The 20,506-nt window shown below is 41.5% G+C and carries 31 protein-coding genes and 1 pseudogene; 1 reads left to right on the forward strand and 31 read right to left on the reverse strand.

Going from position 1 to position 20,506, the window contains the following annotated elements:
- Positions 1–6 precede the first annotated feature (6 nt).
- The 31 genes and pseudogenes from rpsK to rpsL all read right to left on the reverse strand — a co-directional run bounded on the left by rpsK (position 7) and on the right by rpsL (position 18,100).
- Positions 7–402, reverse strand: coding sequence for a 30S ribosomal protein S11 (gene rpsK / locus NFI81_RS16485; protein ID WP_026631249.1), 396 nt, complete (start codon positions 400–402; stop codon positions 7–9).
- Between the two features lie 41 nt (positions 403–443).
- Positions 444–821: a 30S ribosomal protein S13 gene (gene rpsM, locus NFI81_RS16490; RefSeq protein ID WP_026631248.1), complete on the reverse strand. Its 378-nt coding sequence runs from the start codon at positions 819–821 to the stop codon at positions 444–446.
- Between the two features lie 5 nt (positions 822–826).
- Entirely contained in the window at positions 827–943 is a 117-nt protein-coding gene (gene ykgO / locus NFI81_RS16495; RefSeq protein ID WP_015813811.1) for a type B 50S ribosomal protein L36, read from the reverse strand.
- Positions 944–984: 41 nt separating this feature from the next.
- Positions 985–1,203, reverse strand: a complete 219-nt coding sequence (infA, locus tag NFI81_RS16500) for a translation initiation factor IF-1 (protein ID WP_026631247.1) — start codon at positions 1,201–1,203, stop codon at positions 985–987.
- 12 nt (positions 1,204–1,215) lie between these two features.
- The gene (map, locus tag NFI81_RS16505) at positions 1,216–2,013 is read right to left on the reverse strand and encodes a type I methionyl aminopeptidase (protein WP_234611355.1); all 798 of its coding nucleotides are present in this window, start codon (positions 2,011–2,013) and stop codon (positions 1,216–1,218) included.
- Positions 2,014–2,021: 8 nt separating this feature from the next.
- A complete protein-coding gene (gene secY, locus NFI81_RS16510) occupies positions 2,022–3,335 on the reverse strand; it encodes a preprotein translocase subunit SecY (RefSeq protein ID WP_234611354.1) in 1,314 nt (437 codons plus the stop codon).
- A gap of 59 nt (positions 3,336–3,394) precedes the next feature.
- The gene (rplO, locus tag NFI81_RS16515) at positions 3,395–3,841 is read right to left on the reverse strand and encodes a 50S ribosomal protein L15 (RefSeq protein ID WP_234611353.1); all 447 of its coding nucleotides are present in this window, start codon (positions 3,839–3,841) and stop codon (positions 3,395–3,397) included.
- 15 nt (positions 3,842–3,856) lie between these two features.
- Positions 3,857–4,036 (reverse strand): 50S ribosomal protein L30, encoded by a 180-nt coding sequence (gene rpmD / locus NFI81_RS16520; RefSeq protein WP_255717230.1) that lies wholly within the window; start codon positions 4,034–4,036, stop codon positions 3,857–3,859.
- A 32-nt stretch (positions 4,037–4,068) separates the two neighbouring features.
- Positions 4,069–4,584 carry a 30S ribosomal protein S5 gene (gene rpsE / locus NFI81_RS16525; protein WP_026631242.1) on the reverse strand — a complete coding sequence of 172 codons (516 nt, stop codon included), beginning with the start codon at positions 4,582–4,584 and terminating at the stop codon, positions 4,069–4,071.
- 14 nt (positions 4,585–4,598) lie between these two features.
- A complete protein-coding gene (gene rplR / locus NFI81_RS16530; protein ID WP_233854324.1) occupies positions 4,599–4,952 on the reverse strand; it encodes a 50S ribosomal protein L18 in 354 nt (117 codons plus the stop codon).
- Positions 4,953–4,995: 43 nt separating this feature from the next.
- Positions 4,996–5,553, reverse strand: a complete 558-nt coding sequence (gene rplF / locus NFI81_RS16535) for a 50S ribosomal protein L6 (protein ID WP_234607832.1) — start codon at positions 5,551–5,553, stop codon at positions 4,996–4,998.
- 21 nt (positions 5,554–5,574) lie between these two features.
- Positions 5,575–5,973: a 30S ribosomal protein S8 gene (rpsH, locus tag NFI81_RS16540; RefSeq protein ID WP_026350532.1), complete on the reverse strand. Its 399-nt coding sequence runs from the start codon at positions 5,971–5,973 to the stop codon at positions 5,575–5,577.
- Between the two features lie 76 nt (positions 5,974–6,049).
- Positions 6,050–6,319 (reverse strand): 30S ribosomal protein S14, encoded by a 270-nt coding sequence (rpsN, locus tag NFI81_RS16545; RefSeq protein WP_234611352.1) that lies wholly within the window; start codon positions 6,317–6,319, stop codon positions 6,050–6,052.
- A 26-nt stretch (positions 6,320–6,345) separates the two neighbouring features.
- Positions 6,346–6,906, reverse strand: coding sequence for a 50S ribosomal protein L5 (rplE, locus tag NFI81_RS16550; RefSeq protein WP_233854321.1), 561 nt, complete (start codon positions 6,904–6,906; stop codon positions 6,346–6,348).
- A gap of 72 nt (positions 6,907–6,978) precedes the next feature.
- Positions 6,979–7,320 (reverse strand): 50S ribosomal protein L24, encoded by a 342-nt coding sequence (rplX, locus tag NFI81_RS16555; protein ID WP_233854319.1) that lies wholly within the window; start codon positions 7,318–7,320, stop codon positions 6,979–6,981.
- A gap of 48 nt (positions 7,321–7,368) precedes the next feature.
- Positions 7,369–7,738: pseudogene (gene rplN / locus NFI81_RS16560) on the reverse strand (50S ribosomal protein L14).
- 3 nt (positions 7,739–7,741) lie between these two features.
- On the reverse strand, positions 7,742–8,005 hold the full coding sequence (gene rpsQ, locus NFI81_RS16565) for a 30S ribosomal protein S17 (RefSeq protein ID WP_233854317.1): 264 nt from the start codon (positions 8,003–8,005) through the stop codon (positions 7,742–7,744).
- A 15-nt stretch (positions 8,006–8,020) separates the two neighbouring features.
- The gene (gene rpmC, locus NFI81_RS16570) at positions 8,021–8,215 is read right to left on the reverse strand and encodes a 50S ribosomal protein L29 (RefSeq protein ID WP_233854316.1); all 195 of its coding nucleotides are present in this window, start codon (positions 8,213–8,215) and stop codon (positions 8,021–8,023) included.
- Positions 8,216–8,251: 36 nt separating this feature from the next.
- Positions 8,252–8,683, reverse strand: coding sequence for a 50S ribosomal protein L16 (rplP, locus tag NFI81_RS16575; RefSeq protein WP_234607834.1), 432 nt, complete (start codon positions 8,681–8,683; stop codon positions 8,252–8,254).
- Positions 8,684–8,727: 44 nt separating this feature from the next.
- Positions 8,728–9,585: a 30S ribosomal protein S3 gene (gene rpsC, locus NFI81_RS16580; protein ID WP_233854315.1), complete on the reverse strand. Its 858-nt coding sequence runs from the start codon at positions 9,583–9,585 to the stop codon at positions 8,728–8,730.
- Positions 9,586–9,604: 19 nt separating this feature from the next.
- Positions 9,605–9,994, reverse strand: a complete 390-nt coding sequence (gene rplV, locus NFI81_RS16585; protein WP_233854314.1) for a 50S ribosomal protein L22 — start codon at positions 9,992–9,994, stop codon at positions 9,605–9,607.
- A gap of 53 nt (positions 9,995–10,047) precedes the next feature.
- Positions 10,048–10,326: a 30S ribosomal protein S19 gene (gene rpsS / locus NFI81_RS16590; protein WP_026631233.1), complete on the reverse strand. Its 279-nt coding sequence runs from the start codon at positions 10,324–10,326 to the stop codon at positions 10,048–10,050.
- Between the two features lie 9 nt (positions 10,327–10,335).
- On the reverse strand, positions 10,336–11,160 hold the full coding sequence (gene rplB / locus NFI81_RS16595; protein WP_234607835.1) for a 50S ribosomal protein L2: 825 nt from the start codon (positions 11,158–11,160) through the stop codon (positions 10,336–10,338).
- 41 nt (positions 11,161–11,201) lie between these two features.
- Complete coding sequence (gene rplW / locus NFI81_RS16600) at positions 11,202–11,489, reverse strand: 50S ribosomal protein L23 (RefSeq protein WP_056280041.1); 288 nt, start codon at positions 11,487–11,489, stop codon at positions 11,202–11,204.
- A 2-nt stretch (positions 11,490–11,491) separates the two neighbouring features.
- A complete protein-coding gene (rplD, locus tag NFI81_RS16605; RefSeq protein WP_234611351.1) occupies positions 11,492–12,121 on the reverse strand; it encodes a 50S ribosomal protein L4 in 630 nt (209 codons plus the stop codon).
- 4 nt (positions 12,122–12,125) lie between these two features.
- On the reverse strand, positions 12,126–12,746 hold the full coding sequence (rplC, locus tag NFI81_RS16610; RefSeq protein ID WP_233854311.1) for a 50S ribosomal protein L3: 621 nt from the start codon (positions 12,744–12,746) through the stop codon (positions 12,126–12,128).
- A gap of 280 nt (positions 12,747–13,026) precedes the next feature.
- Positions 13,027–13,332 carry a 30S ribosomal protein S10 gene (rpsJ, locus tag NFI81_RS16615; protein WP_026631228.1) on the reverse strand — a complete coding sequence of 102 codons (306 nt, stop codon included), beginning with the start codon at positions 13,330–13,332 and terminating at the stop codon, positions 13,027–13,029.
- A gap of 140 nt (positions 13,333–13,472) precedes the next feature.
- Positions 13,473–15,593, reverse strand: coding sequence for an elongation factor G (gene fusA / locus NFI81_RS16620; RefSeq protein WP_233854309.1), 2,121 nt, complete (start codon positions 15,591–15,593; stop codon positions 13,473–13,475).
- A 217-nt stretch (positions 15,594–15,810) separates the two neighbouring features.
- Positions 15,811–16,941 carry a leucine-rich repeat domain-containing protein gene (locus NFI81_RS16625; RefSeq protein ID WP_234611350.1) on the reverse strand — a complete coding sequence of 377 codons (1,131 nt, stop codon included), beginning with the start codon at positions 16,939–16,941 and terminating at the stop codon, positions 15,811–15,813.
- A gap of 159 nt (positions 16,942–17,100) precedes the next feature.
- On the reverse strand, positions 17,101–17,568 hold the full coding sequence (rpsG, locus tag NFI81_RS16630) for a 30S ribosomal protein S7 (protein WP_234607839.1): 468 nt from the start codon (positions 17,566–17,568) through the stop codon (positions 17,101–17,103).
- Positions 17,569–17,686: 118 nt separating this feature from the next.
- Positions 17,687–18,100 carry a 30S ribosomal protein S12 gene (gene rpsL / locus NFI81_RS16635; protein WP_234611349.1) on the reverse strand — a complete coding sequence of 138 codons (414 nt, stop codon included), beginning with the start codon at positions 18,098–18,100 and terminating at the stop codon, positions 17,687–17,689.
- Between the two features lie 357 nt (positions 18,101–18,457).
- On the opposite strand from rpsL, the gene NFI81_RS16640 reads away from it, so the two are divergent.
- On the forward strand, positions 18,458–20,479 hold the full coding sequence (locus NFI81_RS16640; protein ID WP_510185912.1) for a CHU_0125 family OmpA-like outer membrane integrity protein: 2,022 nt from the start codon (positions 18,458–18,460) through the stop codon (positions 20,477–20,479).
- Positions 20,480–20,506: the final 27 nt, after the last annotated feature.

A 20,506-nucleotide genomic window follows, 5' to 3' on the forward strand; every position in this document is an offset into this window, starting at 1 on the left:
GAAATACTATACTCTCCGACGTTTTGGAGGACGGCAACCATTGTGTGGCAGCGGAGTAATATCTCTGATTGTAGTTACTTCGATTCCCGCATTCTGAATAGTACGAATCGCCGATTCGCGTCCAGAACCAGGTCCTTTAACGAACACCTCGGCCTTGCGCATTCCCAGGTCAAAAGCAACCTGAGCACAGCTTTGAGCTGCTGTTTGTGCAGCATAAGGAGTGTTCTTTTTAGAACCACGGAATCCCATTTTACCAGCAGATCCCCAGGAGATTACCTGGCCATTATTATTGGTAATAGAGATGATAATGTTATTGAAGGAAGCTTTGATGTGTACTTGACCCACCGACTCCACTACGACAACTCTCTTTTTTGCTTTATCTTTTCTTTTATTTTGTGCCATTGCTTATGGATAGAAATGTGGTTTTACCCACCGCTCACTGATTATTTAGTAGCCTTTTTCTTGTTCGCGATTGTTTTGCGTTTACCCTTACGAGTACGAGAGTTGTTCTTTGTCCTTTGTCCGCGCAATGGTAAACCCTTACGGTGACGAAGACCTCTGTAACAAGCGATATCCATTAAGCGCTTAATGCTCAGTTGAACTTCTGATTTAAGTGCACCTTCTACTTTATATTCACCTGCTATAACCGCACGAACTGCACCAGACTCTTCATCGTTCCAGTCAATCACCTTTTTATTGATGTCAACTCCTGCTTTCTCCAGAATTTTTTTCGCTGAACTGCGTCCAATTCCGAAGATATAAGTTAGTGAGATTTCGCCCCTTTTACGGTCGGGAATATCAACTCCTGAAATACGTGCCATAATGATTAACCTTGTCTTTGTTTATACCGTGGGTTCTTTTTGTTAATAACATACACTTTACCCTTTCGGCGTATAACCTTGCAGTCCTCACTGCGTTTCTTTACTGATGCTTTGACTTTCATCTCGAATGTTACTTGTTGTTAATAATGAGGTCGTCTTCTCCCTATTTATACCGGTAAGTAATTCTTGCCTTTGATAAGTCGTAAGGAGACATTTCCAACTTAACACGGTCACCCGGCAAAATTTTTATATAGTGCATTCTCATCTTTCCTGAAATGTGTGCAATAACTTCATGCTTATTCTCTAAAATTACACGAAACATTGCATTGGAAAGCGCTTCTAAAATAACTCCGTCTTGTTCGATTGATGCTTGTTTTGCCATTCGTAGCGTTAATTACATTACTTCAACCATAAGGCTGGTGTTGGCCGTCACTTTTTCTATATAATCGAATGTTGTCAGAATCTCGGCTTTGCCTTTACGAACAACAACCGTGTGCTCAAAATGAGCTGAATATTTTCTGTCTGTTGTCCTGATTGTCCAACCGTCGCGCTCTTGCATGACCGTTTTCACACCGAGATTAATCATTGGCTCAATTGCTAAAACCATTCCTTCTCGCAATCGGATACCTTTTCCTCTTTTTCCGTAGTTTGGCACCTCAGGGCTTTCATGGAGATCTTTCCCAACACCGTGTCCTACTAATTCCCGCACAACCGTATATCCTCTTTCTTCCACGTAATTCTGAACAGCAAATCCAACATCACCTATCCTAAGTCCATCTACCGCTTGCTCAATTCCTTTGTATAACGATCTTTTCGTCGCAGTCAACAGGTCCCTAACCTCCTGCGTCACCTCCCCAACGGGATAAGTATAAGCGCTATCACTATGAAAACCGTTTAACTTAACACCACAGTCGATCGAAACGATGTCTCCTTCTTTCAATGCGTAGTTTCCTGGAATACCATGAACCACAACTTCATTTACAGAAATACAGAGAGATGCAGGAAATTTATTAAATCCTTTAAAAGACGGGATGCCTCCATAGTCTCTTATATACTCCTCAGCAACAGCATCGAGCTTGTTAGTTGTCACTCCTGGCTTAACCCATAGTGCAACCTCAGCATGCGCTTTGCCTAAAACTTGCGCACTTTTTCTTATCAGCTCAATCTCCTCCTCTGTCTTTAAATAAATCATCACAAATGTCAGATAGCAACACTCTCAGTCCTACCTGTAACACGCCCAGACTTCATCAACCCTTCGTATCTACGCATTAACAGATAACTTTCAATTTGTTGAAGCGTATCCAAAACAACCCCTACCATAATTAGTAAAGAGGTTCCTCCGAAGAAATGTGCAAAATCTGTTGACACACCCAAAAGACTGGCAAATGCCGGCAATGTTGCAACAACTGCAAGCATCAGAGATCCGGGGAACGTAATGCGGTCAAGTATCGAGCTGATATATTCAGAAGTTTGCTGTCCCGGTTTTACACCAGGAATAAAGCCACCACCTCTTTTCATATCATCTGCAATCTGTTGCGGATTGACCGATATTGCTGTATAAAAGAATGTAAATACAATGATCAAAACAGCAAATAACAAATTGTATTGCCAAGTGGTATAATTCGCGAAGATCGTCGCAACATTACTCGCAAAATCACTTTTTTCTGCAAAATAAGATGCGCCCAGCGATGGAATAAACATCAGCGCCTGAGCAAAAATGATCGGCATTACACCAGCAGCATTAAGCTTTAACGGCAAATACTGACGCTGCCCACCCATCACACGATTACCAACAACCTGCTTTGCGTATTGGATTGGTATCCTACGTACTGCTTGCGTCAACATTACTGCACCCATTATCACAAAATAAAGAGCGACGATTTCAAGTACTGTCAACAAAATCTGACCGCTACCGCGTGACACGAACTCCTTGTAAATTGCTCCTGGGAATCTGGAAACAATACCGATCATAATCAGCATTGATATCCCGTTGCCAATTCCTTTATCTGTAATTCTCTCTCCCAACCACATACAGAACATTGTTCCAGCAGTTAAAACAAAAACAGAGGATATAGAGAAAAGGCTTCTTGATACCAATAAAGCCTCATCAGGAACTGTAGTATTTAAATAAGCTGTACCCTGAACCAGAGTAACCACGATAGTAAGAACTCTGGTGATTTGATTCAGCTTCTTACGGCCAGACTCTCCTTCTTTTTGCATCTTCTGAAAATACGGCAAGGCCATAGTCAGAAGTTGAATTGCAATCGAAGCCGAGATATATGGCATGATACCCAACGCAAAAATCGATGCCTTACTGAATGCCCCTCCTAAAAAGGTATCCAGAAGACCCAACAATCCCTGAGTGGAAACATTCATTTGATCCGGTTCAACGCCGGGCAAAGCCACGTAAGACCCCAAACGGAAAATCGTTATAAACAAAAGAGTGTTGAGAATTCTTGTTCTCAACTCTTCAATTGCAAATATGTGTTTTATAGTCTCTAAAAATCGTTTCATGTCGTGGGCTTACATTAGCTATTCATTATAAACAACTTGCGCTTACAAGAACAACAAAATTATAACTTAACCGCCTTACCTCCAGCTTTCTCAATAGCTTCAACAGCTGATGCGGAAAATCCGTTTGCCTGAACCTCAACTGCGATCGACACCTGGCCTCTATTCAGAATTTTAACTAAATCCTTTTTAGCGCACAAGCCATTCTCGCGAATCAAATCCAACGTAATTACGGCCGCACCGGTTTTTTCAGCCAATGCCTGAATTGCGTCGAGATTGAGGGCTTTATATTCTACCCGATTTATATTATTAAACCCAAATTTTGGTAAACGTCTTTGAAGCGGCATTTGACCACCCTCAAAACCCACCTTCCGGCTGTAACCAGAACGTGATTGAGCTCCTTTATGTCCACGTGCAGCTGTTCCTCCTTTTCCGGAGCCCTGACCACGTCCAACTCTCTTTCCTGTCTTAACAGAGCCAACAGCCGGTTTTAATGAACTAAGATTCATAACTTTAATTATATGTTAAATTTCTTCTACTTTAACCAAGTGGCTTACCTTGCGGATCATACCAGCAATGGCATCGCTATTTTCCTTTTCAACCGTTCTGTTCAACTTACCAAGACCCAAGGCCTTAATAGTAAGCTTTTGTCTTTCCGGACGATCGATTGTGCTTTTAATTTGTGTAATACGTACTTTTGACATGATCACTCTCAGATAAGGGAAAATCCTTCGGACTATCCGTTGAATACTTTGTCCAATTTAACACCTCGCTGGAAAGCAACCTGATGAGGAGCTCTCATTTTCAACAAAGCATCAATTGTGGCTTTGATAACGTTGTGAGGATTCGAAGATCCTTTAGACTTTGCAAGTACATCCTTAATACCAGCACTTTCAAGAACAGCCCGCATAGGTCCACCAGCAAGTACTCCTGTTCCAGGTGCAGCTGGTTTAATTAATACAAACCCTCCGCTGAACTTGCCTTCCATCTGATGAGGAACTGTATGCTTGAGCATTGGAACTTGTATCAGGTTCTTTTTAGCATCATCAATGCCCTTAGCGATTGCATCCGTTACTTCGTTTGCCTTGCCAAGTCCATATCCAACGACACCGTTTCCATCTCCAACCACAACAATGGCCGAAAAGCTAAAACGACGACCACCCTTTACTACTTTTGCAACCCGATTGATCGCAACTACGCGTTCTTTCAGATCCGATTCGTTAACCTTTGAAGGTTTTGTATTTGTAGACATAGTCTTTGTTATACTTAGAATTTCAGGCCACCCTCACGAGCTCCTTCGGCCAATGCTTTTACTTTACCATGGTACAAATATCCATTTCTGTCGAAAACGACAGCCTGAATACCCGCCTCTTGCGCTTTTTCAGCTATTTTTTTACCAACCTGCTGGGCTGCCTCAACATTAGAATTTTCTTTTCTTCCGCCAAGATCAACCGATGATGCACTTGCAAGTGTAACACCATTGATATCATCTATAATTTGCGCGTAAATGCTGGTGTTAGAACGAAAAACCGATAATCTCGGACGTTCAGAACTACCTTTCACCTTCTTACGAATGTGATATTTAAGTCGTTGTCTTCTATCTACTTTTGCGGTAGCCATTTTCAAACTTGTCTTACTTGTTATAAACTAATTCCGTGACTTACTACTTTTTAGAAGCAGATTTTCCAGCCTTACGACGAACAACCTCACCGACAAAACGAATCCCTTTTCCTTTGTAAGGTTCAACCTTACGCAATGACTTGATTTTCGCAGCAACTGATCCAATCAGCTCCTTATCAATGCCTTCTAAAATAACCTTAGGGTTTTGACCCTTTTCGGAAGTCGTTGTAAGCTTAATTTCCTGCGGAATAGCCATAAAAATATTGTGAGAATATCCCAATTGCAATTCGAGCACATTATTTGCCGCGCTTGCTTTGTAACCCACACCAATAATTTCTAACTCCTTCTTGTATCCAGCATCCACTCCGATCACCATATTGTTGATCAAAGATCTATACAATCCGTGAAGTGCTTTATGACGCTTCTGCTCAGTAGGGCGACTTACTTTTAGTTCACTGCCTTCAATTTCAACGCTGATATCGCTATCAACTGTCTGATGCAATGTTCCTTTTGGTCCTTTTACCGAGACTACATTACCTTCTGCAACTGATACAGAAACACCTGCCGGCAAAACGATAATTTTATTTCCTATACGTGACATTTCCTGAATAACTTTTAAATATTAATACACGAAACATAACACTTCCCCGCCAACATTAAGCGTTTTGGCCTCCTTGTCAGTCATCACACCCTTAGAGGTTGAAATGATAACAGTTCCTAAACCACCTAACACGCGTGGTAATGTTGATGAACCTGAATATTTACGAAGTCCAGGCTTACTAACCCTCTCCAATTTCACAATTGCAGATTGCTTTGTCACAGGATTGTATTTCAAAGCTATTTTGATTACACCCTGAGGACCTACTTCGTCAAATTTATAACTCTGAATATACCCTTTATCAAAAAGTACTTTAGTTATTTCTTTTTTTATGTTGGATGCAGGTATCTCAACAACCCTGTGCTTCGCTTTGATAGCGTTTCTGAGTCTCGTCAGATAATCTGCTATGGGATCCGTTAACATTTTTATGCCTAGTTTAAACACCCCTTTGAAACGGGAGTGCAAAGTTAAGTAATTGAAATCAGAATTGAAAGTATTCTTACCAACTTGATTTTGTAACACCCGGAATCTTGCCGTCAGAGGCCATATCCCGGAACATAACTCTGGAAATTCCGAATTTCCGCATATAACCCCGAGGCCTTCCCGTGATTTTGCACCTGTTATGCAAACGAACGGGAGAAGAGTTACGTGGTAATTTATCCAAACCAACCCAATCACCCGCAGCTTTTAATCTAGTACGCTTCTCAGCAAACTTAGCTACTAAGGCTTCTCTCTTTCTCTCCCGTGCTTTAACTGATTCTTTTGCCATTGTCGGTAAATATCTTATATTAAGAATTATCCTTGTTTGTTCGCATTTGTAAATGGCATACCTAGTGCCTTCAACAATTCATAACTTTCTTCGTCAGAATTAGTAGAAGTAACAAATGTGATATCCATTCCGGTAATTTTATTTACCTTTTCTATACTAATCTCAGGGAAAATGATTTGCTCTTTAACACCGAAAGTATAATTTCCGCGTCCGTCAAATCCTTTGTCACTGATACCTTTGAAATCTCTAACTCGGGGCATTGCAATCGCAGTCAAACGATCAAGAAACTCATACATCCGATCACCACGAAGTGTAACCTTTGCTCCAATCGGCATGTTTTCACGCAATTTGAAGTTAGAAACCGCTTTCTTAGAAATCGTTGCGATTGCTTTTTGACCAGTGATCTGGCTCAATTCCTCAACACCAGTATCAACCAATTTCTTGTCAGCTACCGCTGCACCAATGCCTTTATTGATAACAATCTTAGTCAAACGAGGAACTTGCATCACTGACTTGTACTGAAATTTTTCTTTCAGTTGCGAAACAACTTCGCTTACATACTTTTCTTTTAATCTCGGCTGTGCCATCTTTTGAAGGTATTATTGTGGATTACCGACCCACCGTTTATATTCTACCCTTAGTTCAATAGGAACCAAGAATTACAAAATATTTCCTGTCTTTTTCGAAAAACGCTGAAGTTTACCTTTATCATCAGCCTTACGACCAGTTCTAGTTGCTTCACCAGTTTTAGGATCAACCACCATTAGATTACTAATGTGTATTGCACCTTCGCGCTTTTCAATGCTTCCTTGTGGAGTTTGTGCATTAGGTTTAACATGTTTTGTGATCATGTTAACTCCTTCAACGACAGCTCTAAGCTTCTCGATATCCACTTTTTTGATAACACCAGTTTCGCCTTTTGCATTGCCTGAAATTACCTTTACAGTATCTCCACTGCGAATGTGCAACTTAGCTGGTGCCTTTTTATTTTTACTTTCCATTTTAGATATTCTCTTATCAGTTCAAAGAAATACTAGAGTTTCGATTTCTTACAACACCTCTGGTGCCAATGAAACGATCTTCATGAATTGCTTTTCGCGCAATTCTCTTGCAACCGGTCCAAAGATACGTGTACCACGTGGCTCGTCATTGTTGTTTAACAAAACAGCTGCGTTATCTTCAAATCTGATGTAGGTCCCATCTTTACGGCGCACTTCTTTTTTTTGTACGAACCACAACGGCTTTTGAGACCGTTCCCTTTTTCATGTTGCTCGAAGAAAGAGCTGATTTTACTGTTACGACGATTTTATCGCCTACTGAGGCATAGCGTTTGCCAGTTCCGCCAAGTACCCGAATTACGAGTACTTCCTTCGCTCCACTGTTGTCTGCTACCGACAGTCTTGATTCTTGCTGTACCATTTGTTACTTAGCTTTTTCAAGGATTTCTATTAATCTCCAACGCTTGTTCTTACTAAGCGGACGTGTTTCCATCACGCGGATCGTATCACCGATGCCAACCTGATTGGTTTCATCATGCACCATAAGCTTGGTAGTTTTAGTCATAAACTTACCATACTTGGCATGCTTCACTTTACGCTCCACAGTGATCACGCAGGATTTCTCCATTTTGTTGCTCACTACTTTGCCAACTCTTTCTTTACGTAAATTTCTTTCTGTTGCCTCCATAATTTCTAAACTGATTTACTGTTGGTTACTTTTAGCCGACAGCTCGGTTAAGAGTTTTGCAATTTCCTTACGCGAGGTGCGAATACGCAAAGGGTTTTCAATGGGTGAAATCGCATGAGCGAATTTCAATCGCAACAAGCGTTCCCGCTCCTGAGCGATCTGCTCTTTTAGTTGATCCTGCGACAGATCCTTAATTTCTTGACTAGTCATTGCTTTAAATAATTAGCGTTCTTAATAACATTCGGGTTAATTCGCTTCTTGATAATCCCGACGTACAACGAACTTCGTTTTGATTGGCAACTTTTGTGCAGCCAAACGCAATGCTTCGTTAGCGGTATCCAAAGTAACACCAGTTGCTTCGAAGATGATTGTTCCTGGCTTAACCGGTGCAACCCAATATTCAGGAGCTCCCTTACCTTTACCCATACGAACTTCCGCTGGCTTCTTGGTAATTGGCTTGTCAGGGAAAACACGAATCCATACTTGACCTTCACGTTTCATAGCACGAGTTACTGAGATACGTGCAGCTTCGATCTGACGAGCAGTCAACCAACCTGGTTCAAGCGCCTTGATGGCAAAAGAACCAAATGCGATTTCATGTCCGCGAGTAGCCAAACCATTGTATGAGCCCTTGCTTTTTTGTTGCTTGCGAAATTTTGTCCTTTTCGGCTGTAACATGATTTTAATCTATTTGACCCGATACGAAATCGGAAAATGTCTGATTACTTCTTCTTATTCCTATTGTTATTATTGCCTCCGCCGCTGGCGTTGCGTTTACGACGATCGGCTTCGCTTCCGCCGCCTCCGCCTTCACCACGAGGTGCTCCGCCATCACGGCCACCACCTCTGCGATCTCTTCCGCCACGGTCATTACCGCCACGATCGTTTCCGCCTGACGCGCTTCTTTCTGCTCTGTCAGATGCAGCTGTTGCAGCACTTGGTGTCAAATCTCTTTTACCGTAAAGCTCTCCTTTGAAGATCCAAACTTTAATACCTATTTTGCCATAGATCGTTTGTGCTTCTGAGATTGCGTAGTCGATATCAGCTCTCAAAGTATGTAGTGGAATTCTTCCTTCTTTGTATTCCTCAGTACGCGCCATTTCAGCACCGCCAAGACGTCCAGCAAGACGAATTTTAATTCCTTGTGTTCCAACCCGCATTGCAGAAGCGATTGATTGCTTCATTGCTCTACGATATGAAATACGAGCTTGAAGTTGTTGAGCGATTGCCTCGCCTACCAATTTCGCATCGATCTCAGGACGTTTGATCTCATAAATGTTGATCTGAACGTCTTTTCCTGTTATCTTTTTAAGCTCTTCTTTGATTTTATCAACCTCGCTACCACCTTTACCAATCACAATACCCGGACGAGCAGTGTGAATTGTCAATGTGATACGTTTTAATGTTCTTTCAATAACTACTTTCGAGATCGATCCTTTTGGGATACGTGCTTTGATGTAGTTACGGATTTTCTCGTCTTCAACTAATTTATCAGAGAAGTCTTTTCCTCCATACCAACTTGACTCCCATCCTCTAACAATTCCTAGTCTCAGACCTATAGGATTTACCTTTTGTCCCATTCGATATAGATCGTTTTACTTATGATTCGGTGATTACTGATTCTTTGTCTGCGCTTGCGATAGAAACAGAAGCATCGTCAATCACAATTGTAATGTGGTTAGAACGCTTGCGGATTCTATGTGCTCTTCCTTGCGGTGCAGGGCGCAAACGCTTTAACATACGTCCACCGTCAATAAATACGGTTTTGACAATAAGATCAGCGTCTTCCAGCTTCGCATCTTCATTCAATTGTTGCCAGTTAGCAACTGCAGAAAGTAAAACTTTGTGCAAAACCGGTGAAGAAGCTCTCGGTTGAAACTTTAATAGTGCCAACGCCTTGCTGACCTTTTGTCCGCGAATCATGTCGGCTACTAACCTCATCTTGCGAGGAGAAGTAGGCACATCTTTTAATATAGCTCTTGCTTCCATGTTCTTTCAGATATAGGCTCGTTCCTGTTACAGAACCAGCTATCGTCGACTAATTATTTTCTACCTTTATCTTTTTTTGCAGTGTGGCCACGGAAGTTACGTGTAGGAGAAAACTCTCCCAGTTTGTGACCAACCATATTTTCAGTTACATAAACAGGAATAAACTTGTTTCCGTTATGCACCGCGAATGTATGCCCGATAAAATCCGGCGATATCATAGAGCGTCGTGACCAGGTTTTGATTACTGATTTCCGAGAAGCACTGTTCATCACAGTAACTTTATTCTCCAAACGAAAATCGATATATGGTCCTTTTTTTAATGAGCGTGCCATGTTATACTATTATTTTTTACGACGGCTGATAATCAATTTCTCAGAATGCTTGTTGCGATCACGAGTTTTAAGTCCTTTTGAGAACTGTCCGTTTCTTGATCTAGGCTGGCCCCCTGATGAGCGACCTTCACCACCACCCATTGGGTGATCGACTGGGTTCATTGCAACACCACGGACGCGTGGACGACGACCTAACCAGCGTCTACGACCTGCTTTTCCTAATGCCACATTCATGTGACTTGCATTAGAAACTGTTCCTACTGTTGCAATACAAGTAGAAAGTATCATACGCATTTCGCCAGAAGGCATTTTCAAAACTGCGTATTTTCCTTCTCTCGCTACAAGCTGAGCGTAAGCCCCTGCGCTACGTGCAAACTGACCACCTTTGCCAGGAGTCAACTCGATATTGTGAACAATTGTACCAATTGGCATAGAACCTAATGGAAGGGCATTACCAACTTCCGGTGCTACTGAACTGCCTGAAACAATTACTTGTCCCACTTTCAGTCCGTTTGGTGCAATTACATATCTTTTTTCTTCATCCTCAAACTGCACCAATGCGATACGCGCTGAACGGTTTGGATCGTATTCAATTGAAAGAACTGTGGCCGGTGCATCGAAACGATTTCTTTTGAAATCAATTACACGATACTTTCTTTTATGCCCGCCACCTATATGTCGCATGGTTCTGTGTCCCTGGCTGTTACGACCACCTGTTCTTTTGATGGTTTCCAGTAGACTCTTTTCAGGTTTCGCGGTAGTAATCTCCTCAAATGTAGGAGCCGAACGGAAACGCTGACCAGCACTTGTCGGTTTTAATTTTTTAACTGCCATTTGCTATTAACTCGTCAAAGATTTGAATCGCTCAACTATTCTTATGCTTCACCGTAAATATCGATGATTTCACCTTCAGCTACCGTTATGATCGCCTTTTTGATAGTTGAAGTCTTTCCACTTACAAACTTACCACCCGATGTACGGGATTTGCTTTTTCCAATGCTGCGCATTGTATGAACGCTTTCTACGGTCACCCCGAACAGTTTCTCAATAGCCTTTTTGATCTCTACTTTATTAGAAGTAAGGGATACTTCGAAGGCATATTTTCCTTGACCACCCTGAGCCGTTACCTTTTCGGTTATAATCGGACGTTTCAGTACACTCATGATTATTTGTTCAATTGGGTTTCCAAAATAGACAGAGCAGATTCACTTATCAAAAGACGGTCTGCATACATCAGGTCATACGTGTTGACCGAATCCACTGTCGTAACTTTTGCTTTTGGAATGTTACGGCTTGACAGATATACATTGCTGTCAACAGATGGAAGAATAAGTAATGTTTTTGTGTTCACTAATGCTAGCGAGTTCAAAACATTCAAATACGATTTAGTTTTTGGCGCATCAAATGTGAATGCTTCTAGAACAGAAATCGAATCAGACTGAGCTTTAACAGAGAAAGCTGACTTACGAGCCAATGACTTAACTTTCTTATTGATTTTAAAACCATAGTCACGAGGTCTTGGTCCAAAAATACGACCACCACCTATGAACACCGGAGATTTAATGCTACCAGCACGAGCTCCACCTGTTCCCTTTTGACGTTTGATTTTACGCGTAGAGTGATTAATCTCTGCACGTTCTTTTGATTTGTGCGTTCCCTGGCGTTGGTTAGCCAAGTACAACTTCACATCAAGATAGATCGCGTGCGTGTTAGGTTCGATGCCAAAAATTTCTTCTGACACACTTACCTTCTTGCCGGTATCTTCTCCTTTTATATTTAATACGGACAGTTCCATCGTGCTACTTCTCAATGATTAGAAATGAATTCTTTGAACCAGGTACTGAGCCACTAACAACCAGAAGGTTTTGCTCAGGGATCACTTTCAGAATACGTAAATTCTGAATTTTTACACGATTGTTACCCATACGCCCACCCATACGAATGCCTTTAAATACACGTGATGGGAATGAACAAGCACCAATCGAACCTGGGTGACGCGCTCTGTTGTGCTGACCGTGTGTCTGACCACCTACCCCTGCGAAACCATGGCGTTTTACAACACCTTGAAAACCGCGGCCTTTGGCAGAACCAACAACGTCAACAAACTCGCCTTCTTCAAAGATATCCGTAACAGATAATGAAGTTCCAAGTTCATGCTCCACTTCAAATTCCTTAAACTCAACAACCTTTTGTTTAGGAGTTGTGTTGGCTTTTTTGAAGTGACCAATCATAGGCTGGGAAGAGCTCTTTTCCTTCTTTTCACCAAAACCTAATTGGATAGCCTTATAGCCATCCTTTTCTTCGGACCTAACTTGTGTAACAACACAAGGACCAGCTTGAATCACAGTACATGCCAGAGCCTGCCCGTCAGCATTGTACAAACTAGTCATTCCGATTTTCTTACCAATTAAACCAGACATGTTTTGAAATTAAAATTAGCAGGTAATACCCTTATTCTTTAAAACGGACTGCAAAGGTAGGAAATCAAATTCCGGTATCCAAACAGTTATTCAATATTTCTCACTGATAATCAGCAAAAAAGGTCAGATGATTTAAACCATCTGACCTCTAATTCTGATTATAATTAAACTGCACCGAAATGTGCATACGTTCAATCACTTTCATGAGCTCAGATGTGGTTTCCTAAAAGGACCTTCATCCAATATTATGTAGTTGGCCTAAGTTAATAAGCCGCTTCTACTATACTTTAATCTCAACGTCTACACCGCTTGGCAATTCAAGCTTCATTAGCGCATCAACAGTTTTTGCACTTGTAGAGAAAATATCAACCAAACGTTTGTAAGTACAAAGCTGGAATTGTTCACGTGATTTCTTGTTAACGTGTGGAGAACGAAGAACAGTGAATTTCTCAGTTTTAGTTGGCAAAGGAATTGGACCGCTTACGATAGCACCGGTTGCCTTTACAGCTTTAACAATTTTCTCAGCTGACTTATCAACCAAATTGTGGTCGAAAGAGCGAAGTTTGATACGGATTTTCTGATTCATTTTGTTTTATTATTTCCGGTTCTGAGAACATTTGAACGAAACAAGTTTCGACAATCCACCAGCGAAAGAACCATTTACTTCGCAAGCTTCTATATAAAAATGATCCGTTATCTATTCTCACAGATAGCGGATCATCTCATTTATGCTTTAACTAAACCTTTTGCTTTTTCAATTACAGTCTCTGCGATGTTGTTAGGAACAATCTCGTAGTAAGCGAATGTCAGAGAAGCAGTAGCGCGACCAGATGACATTGTACGAAGATCCGTTACATAGCCGAACAATTCAGAAAGAGGCACATCACATTTGATAACCTGAGCACCATTACGTGAATCCATTCCTCTCATTACACCACGACGACGATTAAGGTCACCCGTAATTGGTCCTGTGTATTCATCAGGTGTAAGCACTTCAACATGCATAATTGGCTCCATTAATTTTGAACCTGCGTGACGTGCAGCTTCTTTGAAACCAATTTTAGCTGCAAGTTCAAATGATAGTGCATCTGAATCGACATCGTGGAAAGATCCGTGGAAAATACGCACTTTCATGGAATCTAGTGGATATCCTGCAAGCGCACCATTTGACATAGACGCTTCAAAACCTTTTTGGATCGGAGCGATAAATTCACGAGGAATAGTACCACCAACAATTTGGTTTACAAACTGCAAACCTGTTTTTGGCTCTTTTCCTTCTTCGTTATCATCACGTGGTCCGATTTCAAATACGATATCGGCAAATTTACCACGACCACCTGTTTGTTTCTTGTAAACTTCACGGTGCTCAAAATTCTTCGTAAGAATCTCTTTATAAGCAACCTGAGGAGCTCCTTGATTTACTTCCACTTTGAACTCACGACGCATACGGTCGATGATGATTTCAAGGTGAAGTTCACCCATTCCTTTAATAATCGTCTGACCAGTTTCTTCGTTACTTTCAACTTGTAACGTAGGATCTTCTTCGATCAATTTTGTGATCGCCTTCGAGAAGTTATCGCTATCCGCAGCTTTCTTAGGCTCGATTGCATAACCAATTACTGGCTCAGGGAATACCATTGATTCAAGAACGATTGGGTTCTTTTCGTCAGATAATGTATCACCTGTTTTAATATCTTTAAATCCTACAACAGCTCCAATGTCACCTGCTTCAAGACGATCAATTTGATTTTGCTTGTTAGCATGCATTTGGAAAATACGAGAAATACGTTCTTTATTTCCTGAACGGTTGTTCAAAACGTAAGAACCTGAATCAAGATATCCTGAGTAAGAACGGATAAAGCAAAGACGTCCTACATAAGGGTCTGTTGCGATTTTGAATGCTAATGCGCAGAAAGGATCTGAATCCGTTGGTTGACGAGAAATTTCGTTTCCTGTACGTGGATCAGTTCCGATGATGCTTTCCCGATCCTGAGGTGAAGGCAAAATAGCCATCACGTAATCAAGCATCGTTTGAACACCTTTATTTTTGAATGAAGAACCGCAAACCATAGGAACGATTTTCATGCTGATCGTTGCTGCACGCAAAGCTGCAAGAATTTCGTCTTCTGAAATAGAAGCTGGATCTTCAAAATATTTTTCCATTAAAGTGTCGTCGAATTCGGCAACAGCTTCAAGCAATTTTTCTCTCCATTCAGTTGCTTCTTCAAGCATATCATCAGGAATAGGAACTTCTCTGAAAGTCATTCCTTTATCTTCTTCATTCCATTCAATACCACGGAAGTTAACCAAGTCAACTACACCTCTAAATGTATCTTCAGCACCGATTGGCAATTGAAGAGGAACAGCGTAGCTTCCAAGCATTTCTTTAACCTGCGTACAGACTTTCAAGAAGTCTGCACCAGAACGGTCCATTTTATTAACGAAACCGATACGGGCTACATTATAATTGTTAGCCAGACGCCAGTTTGTTTCAGACTGAGGCTCAACACCGTCAACTGCACTAAAAAGGAATACAAGACCATCCAATACACGAAGAGAACGATTTACTTCAACTGTAAAGTCAACGTGTCCAGGTGTATCGATAATGTTAATGTGATACTTTTCACCACGGTAATTCCAATCAACTGTTGTTGCAGCAGATGTAATGGTAATCCCACGCTCCTGCTCCTGCTCCATCCAGTCCATTGTAGCAGCACCATCATGCACTTCTCCAATTTTGTGGCTTACACCTGCGTAGTAAAGGATACGCTCCGTTGTGGTTGTCTTACCTGCATCAATGTGCGCGGCAATACCAATGTTTCTTGTTAATCTAAGATCACGTGCCATGACAAATGGTAATGTGTTATATTATATTCGATGTGCAATTCAATCAGAAGCAATTTGAACTTGAAGACCGTGGTAAAAACGCACAACTTCCAAAAATTCAGAGCGCAAAAGTATCAATTGCTGATGATAAAAACAATTGTGAGGAGGTTAATTTTTAAAGAAATATCTGGTAAACAGGAAATTTGCTCCCATGACGTATGGAGTTCCTAGTAATAAATCATTTACAGACCTCAAATTTCGTATGTTCAGGTTTCTGCCAACTTGAATCCGAAGGCTCCGGGAGCCGTGCCAAACAAATACTTGCTAGCTTTGGAGAATCAAACACAGTTAGCTTTTTAAGATCTTTACAAGAACTGAGGTCAAGCTTCGTTAGCTGTTTCAGCCCATTACCGAAAAACTCTGTTAGTAAAATATTGCTGCTCAGATTTAACTCGGAAAATCCCGAATTAAAACAGGATAGTTTTTTTAAACCTTTCAATGCACTTAGGTCAACAGATTCTAAGCCTTCGCCTAATTCAAGTGACACAAGATTAGGTGTTTTTGTAAAATCAAGAGAATTTAATTTTGTGTAAGTTAAAATGAGCGTGTCCAACTTCGGCTTATCCCCCAAGTTGAAGCTCGCATCCCCCACCCCGAGGTATAAGTAAGTCAGATCATCAAGGTTGCTAATGTCCAACTTTCCCACGCCTCTTGACTGCCACAAAAGCTTTCGGAGCTTCAAATTATTTTTAAGATCCATCTCCTTGAATTCATCTCCCATCAAAGTAGAAAGTACCAGCAATTCCGTATTTTTCGATAGATCAAGCGCTTTAAGGTTAAAATTCTCGTGACAATGCAATTCCCTTAACTGCGTGTTCTGGCTTAGGTCAAGGGTAGCAATGAGATTGTTCGAGCACCTTAAGTATTTCAGTTCTTTACAGTTCAGGACATTTAAGTATCTCATAGCATTACGCTCTCCTCCGACCTCCATTCCTGTTTGAATATGTAAATATTCTAGTTTAGTATTTTTGCTCAAATCCAGAGAATCTGGTTTTGAAAACAAAGTCGTCAAGGACCTTAGATTAGTAAAGTATTCGATCCCGCCAAGTCCCTGTATTTCATCCCTAACCTGCCCTCTGATGTATAGGCTATCAATATCTTTTACGTCCTGGTAAAGAATAAGGCCATCTTGCTTCCCTGATTTGTCAATACCAAGCCTGATTAAGGCCTTTTCGAAGCCGGCTTCAACTTTAACCAGTGATGTATTAGTCAGAACTTCTTCTGGCTTAGGCTCCTCTTCCTTCCCATCCTTTTTACAGGCCAAAAATAGGGTGGGCAGAAATAATAGAAAAAGATAGATCTTTCGCATGATAGCAGATGACAGGTTTGTTGGAGAGTAGCTACATAAATGATTGAAAATTATCCAATTTACCAATCATTAGCAAACAGAAATCTACGTTCAGTTACAAACGAAAAGCCGGACACTGCTAACGCAGCATCCGGCTTGACACTTAGTAACTTTAAACTCCTAGAATCTAAAATGCGAGAACGCTTTGTTAGCATCTGCCATACGGTGCGTATCATCTTTCTTCTTAACAGCAGCTCCTTCACCTTTTGCAGCAGCAATGATCTCGCCAGCAAGACGGTCAACCATTGTTTTTTCTCCGCGCTTACGTGAATAGTTGATCAACCATTTCATGCCAAGAGACTGCTTACGCTCAGGACGAACTTCCGTTGGAACCTGGAATGTAGCACCACCCACACGACGGCTTTTTACTTCCACAGATGGAGTTACATTGTTCAATGCCTTTCTCCAAGTTTCAAGACCACTTTCGCTGGTTTTTTTCTCAACAAGCTCCAATGCGTCATAAAAAATAGTAAATGCAATGCTTTTCTTTCCTTCGTACATCAGGTTGTTAACAAACTTTGTAACCTGAACGTCCCTGAACTTTGGATCAGGAAGGATATATCTTTTCTTTGGTTTTGACTTTCTCATTTTAACTTAAAATTTTACACGAGGTTTCGTTTTGCAACTTATTCACCCAGGCCAGTAGCTTGGATTACTTCCCTTTTATCAGATTAATTACTTAATAAAAGCAGAGAGAGTTACTTTTTTATTTTTTCTTACCTTTTGCTGGCGCTGCTGCAACCTGTCCTGGTTTTGGACGCTTAGCACCATATTTCGAACGACGTTGTTTACGTCCGTTCACACCAGCTGTATCCAATGCACCACGGATAATGTGGTAACGCACACCTGGTAAATCTTTAACACGACCACCGCGGATCAAAACGATCGAGTGCTCCTGCAAGTTGTGGCCTTCACCTGGGATGTAGGCATTCACTTCTTTGTTGTTTGAAAGACGAACACGGGCCACTTTACGAAGCGCTGAGTTCGGTTTTTTAGGCGTTGTCGTGTACACCCTGGTGCACACACCCCTACGCTGAGGGCAAGAATCCAAAGCCGGTGACTTTGATTTCCATGTAATGGTCTCTCTACCTTTACGGACTAATTGTGAAATAGTTGGCATTTAACAAATTGATTTTGATCTGGTTAATGCACCAGTCTATTGTTTTATAAACAGTTTTCCCGAAAAATCGGACTGCAAAAGTAACAGTCTGACATTGATTTACAAAACGTTACTATCTTTTTTTATAAAAACCCGTTAAACAAAAAACTGCATTAGTTCTCAAACGCATTATTAAGATGCTTATATTGCTCAACGCATCCGCACAAACGACTAACAGGCCTCATTTTAGCCCAAAACATTCTAAATAAAAATCTTGCCCTCTCGTATCCGTAATTTTATTTCCAAACGTTGTTTATTAGTATTGTCTTTCAAAAACCCAGTGTGCGCGTCAAATCATTTGATTTTATACTTTACATTATGAAACTTTTCCGGAGTTATTTTACCCTCATATTTAGTCTTGTTACTATATGTGCATATCTATCCGGCTGTAACTCAGCAATGCAGGCCTACAAAGACGGGCAAAAGAAATTTGAAAACGGGGAATACGATCTGGCTATAAAAGCGTTTGAGAAAGCTGCGGCTGCGAATATTGAGCCCGTTCAAACTGATTATCTGATTGCTGAATCCTATCGCCTTTCCAACCGTTTTAAAGAAGCTATTCCTTTTTACAAAAAGGCCATTGACGCAGGAATCAATAAGCCCGATGCTAAGTTTCAGTATGCTTATGCGTTGAAAACGGCTGGCCAATATGACGAAGCGTCCGCACAGTTTGCTTCCTATGCCAAGGATACGGCCGGTGTACAAGGTTTACAAGACAGAGCCTTGCGCGAGGTTGAGATTCTCAAAATTGCGGATCGCTTGCGTACAACGAAAATGGAGGTTGAGGCCAAAGTGATTCCGCTTAACACAGCCGGTTCTGAATTTTCGCCAACGATTCTGGGTAATGAGCTTGTTTTTTCTTCTTCCAAAAAAGAAAAGATTTATAAAAACAATGGCCAGGCAATGCTGGGCCTTTATAAAGTAAATATTGCTGAGGATGCTGGTGCGACTCAGGGAACGCCGGTTTTGTTAAGTAACGAGATTCTGGAGCCGGATGCCAATGAAGCAACGCCCGCATTTTCGCCAGATGGCAAAACATTGGTTTTTGCACGTGGTAATACGGGTAAGAAAAATGGAACATTGGACGTGGACCTCTATTTGAGCCGCAATGTGAACGGCCAATGGACTGTGCCGGCTCCTTTACCGATTAATGATTCAATTGCCTGGGACGGCTCTCCTGCTTTTTCCCGGGATGGCAAAACCTTATACTTCGCTTCCAACCGTGCGGGCGGCGCGGGCGGCATTGATCTTTACAGAACCAATATGGACGCCTCGGGCCGGTTTAGCAAGCCTGTAAATATGGGCAAAGACATTAACACAGCCGGAGATGATATGTTCCCGTACGTCGCCGAAGGCGGAAAACTATACTTTGCATCAGACGGCCATCCTGGTCTTGGAAAGCTGGATTTGTTCTCAGCCACGCGTACGCAAGGCGTGATTAGCATTGAAAACCTTGGTTTGCCCTTTAATAGCCCGCAGGATGATTTTGGACTTGTTTTTTATCAGGATCTGAACAAAGGTTTCTTTTCTTCAAACAGAGAAGGCGGCAAAGGAGACGATGACATCTATTATTTCGCAGGCCCGGAAGAACCGGACAGCACCACAATTGCGAAAAACAATGATCCGAATGATCCATTGAATCCTAATAACCCTAAATACATTAATGGGAAGCCGAAAGTGGTAAGATACTTCCTCGCAGGAAATGTTATAGCCAACGGAACAACAACACCCATCGATTCAGCAGTTGTGCGCATTTTGCCTGATACATCGGACGTTGAAATTGCACAGTTGCCTTCCAATTCCGAAGGGAAATTCGGAAAGCAACCTGTTGAGGAAGGAAAATCTTATAGTCTTTTGGTTCAACGAAAAGGCTATATCAGCAGACGCGAGCCGTTTTCGATGGATGGACGCTCAATTCCTCCAATTTTCCTGACCAAGGAACTAACCGATACAACATTCAATGTGACGATCAAGCTGGATAAGCTGGAATTGAACAAAACATTTGTTCTCGAAAACATTTACTACGATTTGAATAAATACAACATTCGACCTGATGCGGCCATTGAACTGGATAAACTTGTTCAGATCCTGAAAGACAACCCAAGCATGAAGATCGAGTTGAGCTCGCATACAGATGCGCGTGCAACGGATGCGTATAACATGACATTATCTCAAAACAGGGCAGAGTCGGCCGTTACTTATCTCAATACAAAAGGAATCGACGCCGACAGAATGGTTGCCAAAGGATATGGTGAGCGCGAGCTGATTATTCCAAATGCAAAAACCGAAGAAGAGCACCAGCGCAACCGGAGAACCGAATTTACTATTTTGAGTTACTAATATTTCAAGAATTAAGAAGCAGCCCGA

The organism is Dyadobacter fanqingshengii, assembly GCF_023822005.2.
Lineage (GTDB): Bacteria > Bacteroidota > Bacteroidia > Cytophagales > Spirosomataceae > Dyadobacter > Dyadobacter fanqingshengii.

Excerpts from the sequence above, each read along its gene's own strand:
- rpsS (WP_026631233.1), bottom strand. The coding sequence starts at position 10,326 with ATGGCACGCTCATTAAAAAAAGGACCATATATCGATTTTCGTTTGGAG.
- rpsK (WP_026631249.1), bottom strand. The coding sequence starts at position 402 with ATGGCACAAAATAAAAGAAAAGATAAAGCAAAAAAGAGAGTTGTCGTA.
- rplF (WP_234607832.1), bottom strand. The coding sequence starts at position 5,553 with ATGTCACGTATAGGAAATAAAATTATCGTTTTGCCGGCAGGTGTTTCT.
- rpsL (WP_234611349.1), bottom strand. The coding sequence starts at position 18,100 with ATGCCAACTATTTCACAATTAGTCCGTAAAGGTAGAGAGACCATTACA.
- rpsJ (WP_026631228.1), bottom strand. The coding sequence starts at position 13,332 with ATGAATCAGAAAATCCGTATCAAACTTCGCTCTTTCGACCACAATTTG.
- ykgO (WP_015813811.1), bottom strand. The coding sequence starts at position 943 with ATGAAAGTCAAAGCATCAGTAAAGAAACGCAGTGAGGACTGCAAGGTT.
- rpsN (WP_234611352.1), bottom strand. The coding sequence starts at position 6,319 with ATGGCAAAAGAATCAGTTAAAGCACGGGAGAGAAAGAGAGAAGCCTTA.
- rplE (WP_233854321.1), bottom strand. The coding sequence starts at position 6,906 with ATGGCACAGCCGAGATTAAAAGAAAAGTATGTAAGCGAAGTTGTTTCG.
- rplB (WP_234607835.1), bottom strand. The coding sequence starts at position 11,160 with ATGGCAGTTAAAAAATTAAAACCGACAAGTGCTGGTCAGCGTTTCCGT.
- infA (WP_026631247.1), bottom strand. The coding sequence starts at position 1,203 with ATGGCAAAACAAGCATCAATCGAACAAGACGGAGTTATTTTAGAAGCG.
- rpsG (WP_234607839.1), bottom strand. The coding sequence starts at position 17,568 with ATGAGAAAGTCAAAACCAAAGAAAAGATATATCCTTCCTGATCCAAAG.
- rplD (WP_234611351.1), bottom strand. The coding sequence starts at position 12,121 with ATGGAACTGTCCGTATTAAATATAAAAGGAGAAGATACCGGCAAGAAG.
- rpsC (WP_233854315.1), bottom strand. The coding sequence starts at position 9,585 with ATGGGACAAAAGGTAAATCCTATAGGTCTGAGACTAGGAATTGTTAGA.
- rplP (WP_234607834.1), bottom strand. The coding sequence starts at position 8,683 with ATGTTACAGCCGAAAAGGACAAAATTTCGCAAGCAACAAAAAAGCAAG.
- rplC (WP_233854311.1), bottom strand. The coding sequence starts at position 12,746 with ATGTCTGGTTTAATTGGTAAGAAAATCGGAATGACTAGTTTGTACAAT.
- rpmD (WP_255717230.1), bottom strand. The coding sequence starts at position 4,036 with ATGTCAAAAGTACGTATTACACAAATTAAAAGCACAATCGATCGTCCG.
- rpsM (WP_026631248.1), bottom strand. The coding sequence starts at position 821 with ATGGCACGTATTTCAGGAGTTGATATTCCCGACCGTAAAAGGGGCGAA.
- rpsQ (WP_233854317.1), bottom strand. The coding sequence starts at position 8,005 with ATGGAGGCAACAGAAAGAAATTTACGTAAAGAAAGAGTTGGCAAAGTA.
- rplW (WP_056280041.1), bottom strand. The coding sequence starts at position 11,489 with ATGAGTGTACTGAAACGTCCGATTATAACCGAAAAGGTAACGGCTCAG.
- rpsH (WP_026350532.1), bottom strand. The coding sequence starts at position 5,973 with ATGTTAACGGATCCCATAGCAGATTATCTGACGAGACTCAGAAACGCT.
- fusA (WP_233854309.1), bottom strand. The coding sequence starts at position 15,593 with ATGGCACGTGATCTTAGATTAACAAGAAACATTGGTATTGCCGCGCAC.
- secY (WP_234611354.1), bottom strand. The coding sequence starts at position 3,335 with ATGAAACGATTTTTAGAGACTATAAAACACATATTTGCAATTGAAGAG.
- NFI81_RS16640 (WP_510185912.1), top strand. The coding sequence starts at position 18,458 with ATGAAACTTTTCCGGAGTTATTTTACCCTCATATTTAGTCTTGTTACT.
- rplR (WP_233854324.1), bottom strand. The coding sequence starts at position 4,952 with ATGGCTACCGCAAAAGTAGATAGAAGACAACGACTTAAATATCACATT.
- rplX (WP_233854319.1), bottom strand. The coding sequence starts at position 7,320 with ATGGAAAGTAAAAATAAAAAGGCACCAGCTAAGTTGCACATTCGCAGT.
- rplO (WP_234611353.1), bottom strand. The coding sequence starts at position 3,841 with ATGAATCTTAGTTCATTAAAACCGGCTGTTGGCTCTGTTAAGACAGGA.
- rplV (WP_233854314.1), bottom strand. The coding sequence starts at position 9,994 with ATGGAAGCAAGAGCTATATTAAAAGATGTGCCTACTTCTCCTCGCAAG.
- rpmC (WP_233854316.1), bottom strand. The coding sequence starts at position 8,215 with ATGACTAGTCAAGAAATTAAGGATCTGTCGCAGGATCAACTAAAAGAG.
- rpsE (WP_026631242.1), bottom strand. The coding sequence starts at position 4,584 with ATGTCTACAAATACAAAACCTTCAAAGGTTAACGAATCGGATCTGAAA.
- NFI81_RS16625 (WP_234611350.1), bottom strand. The coding sequence starts at position 16,941 with ATGCGAAAGATCTATCTTTTTCTATTATTTCTGCCCACCCTATTTTTG.
- map (WP_234611355.1), bottom strand. The coding sequence starts at position 2,013 with ATGATTTATTTAAAGACAGAGGAGGAGATTGAGCTGATAAGAAAAAGT.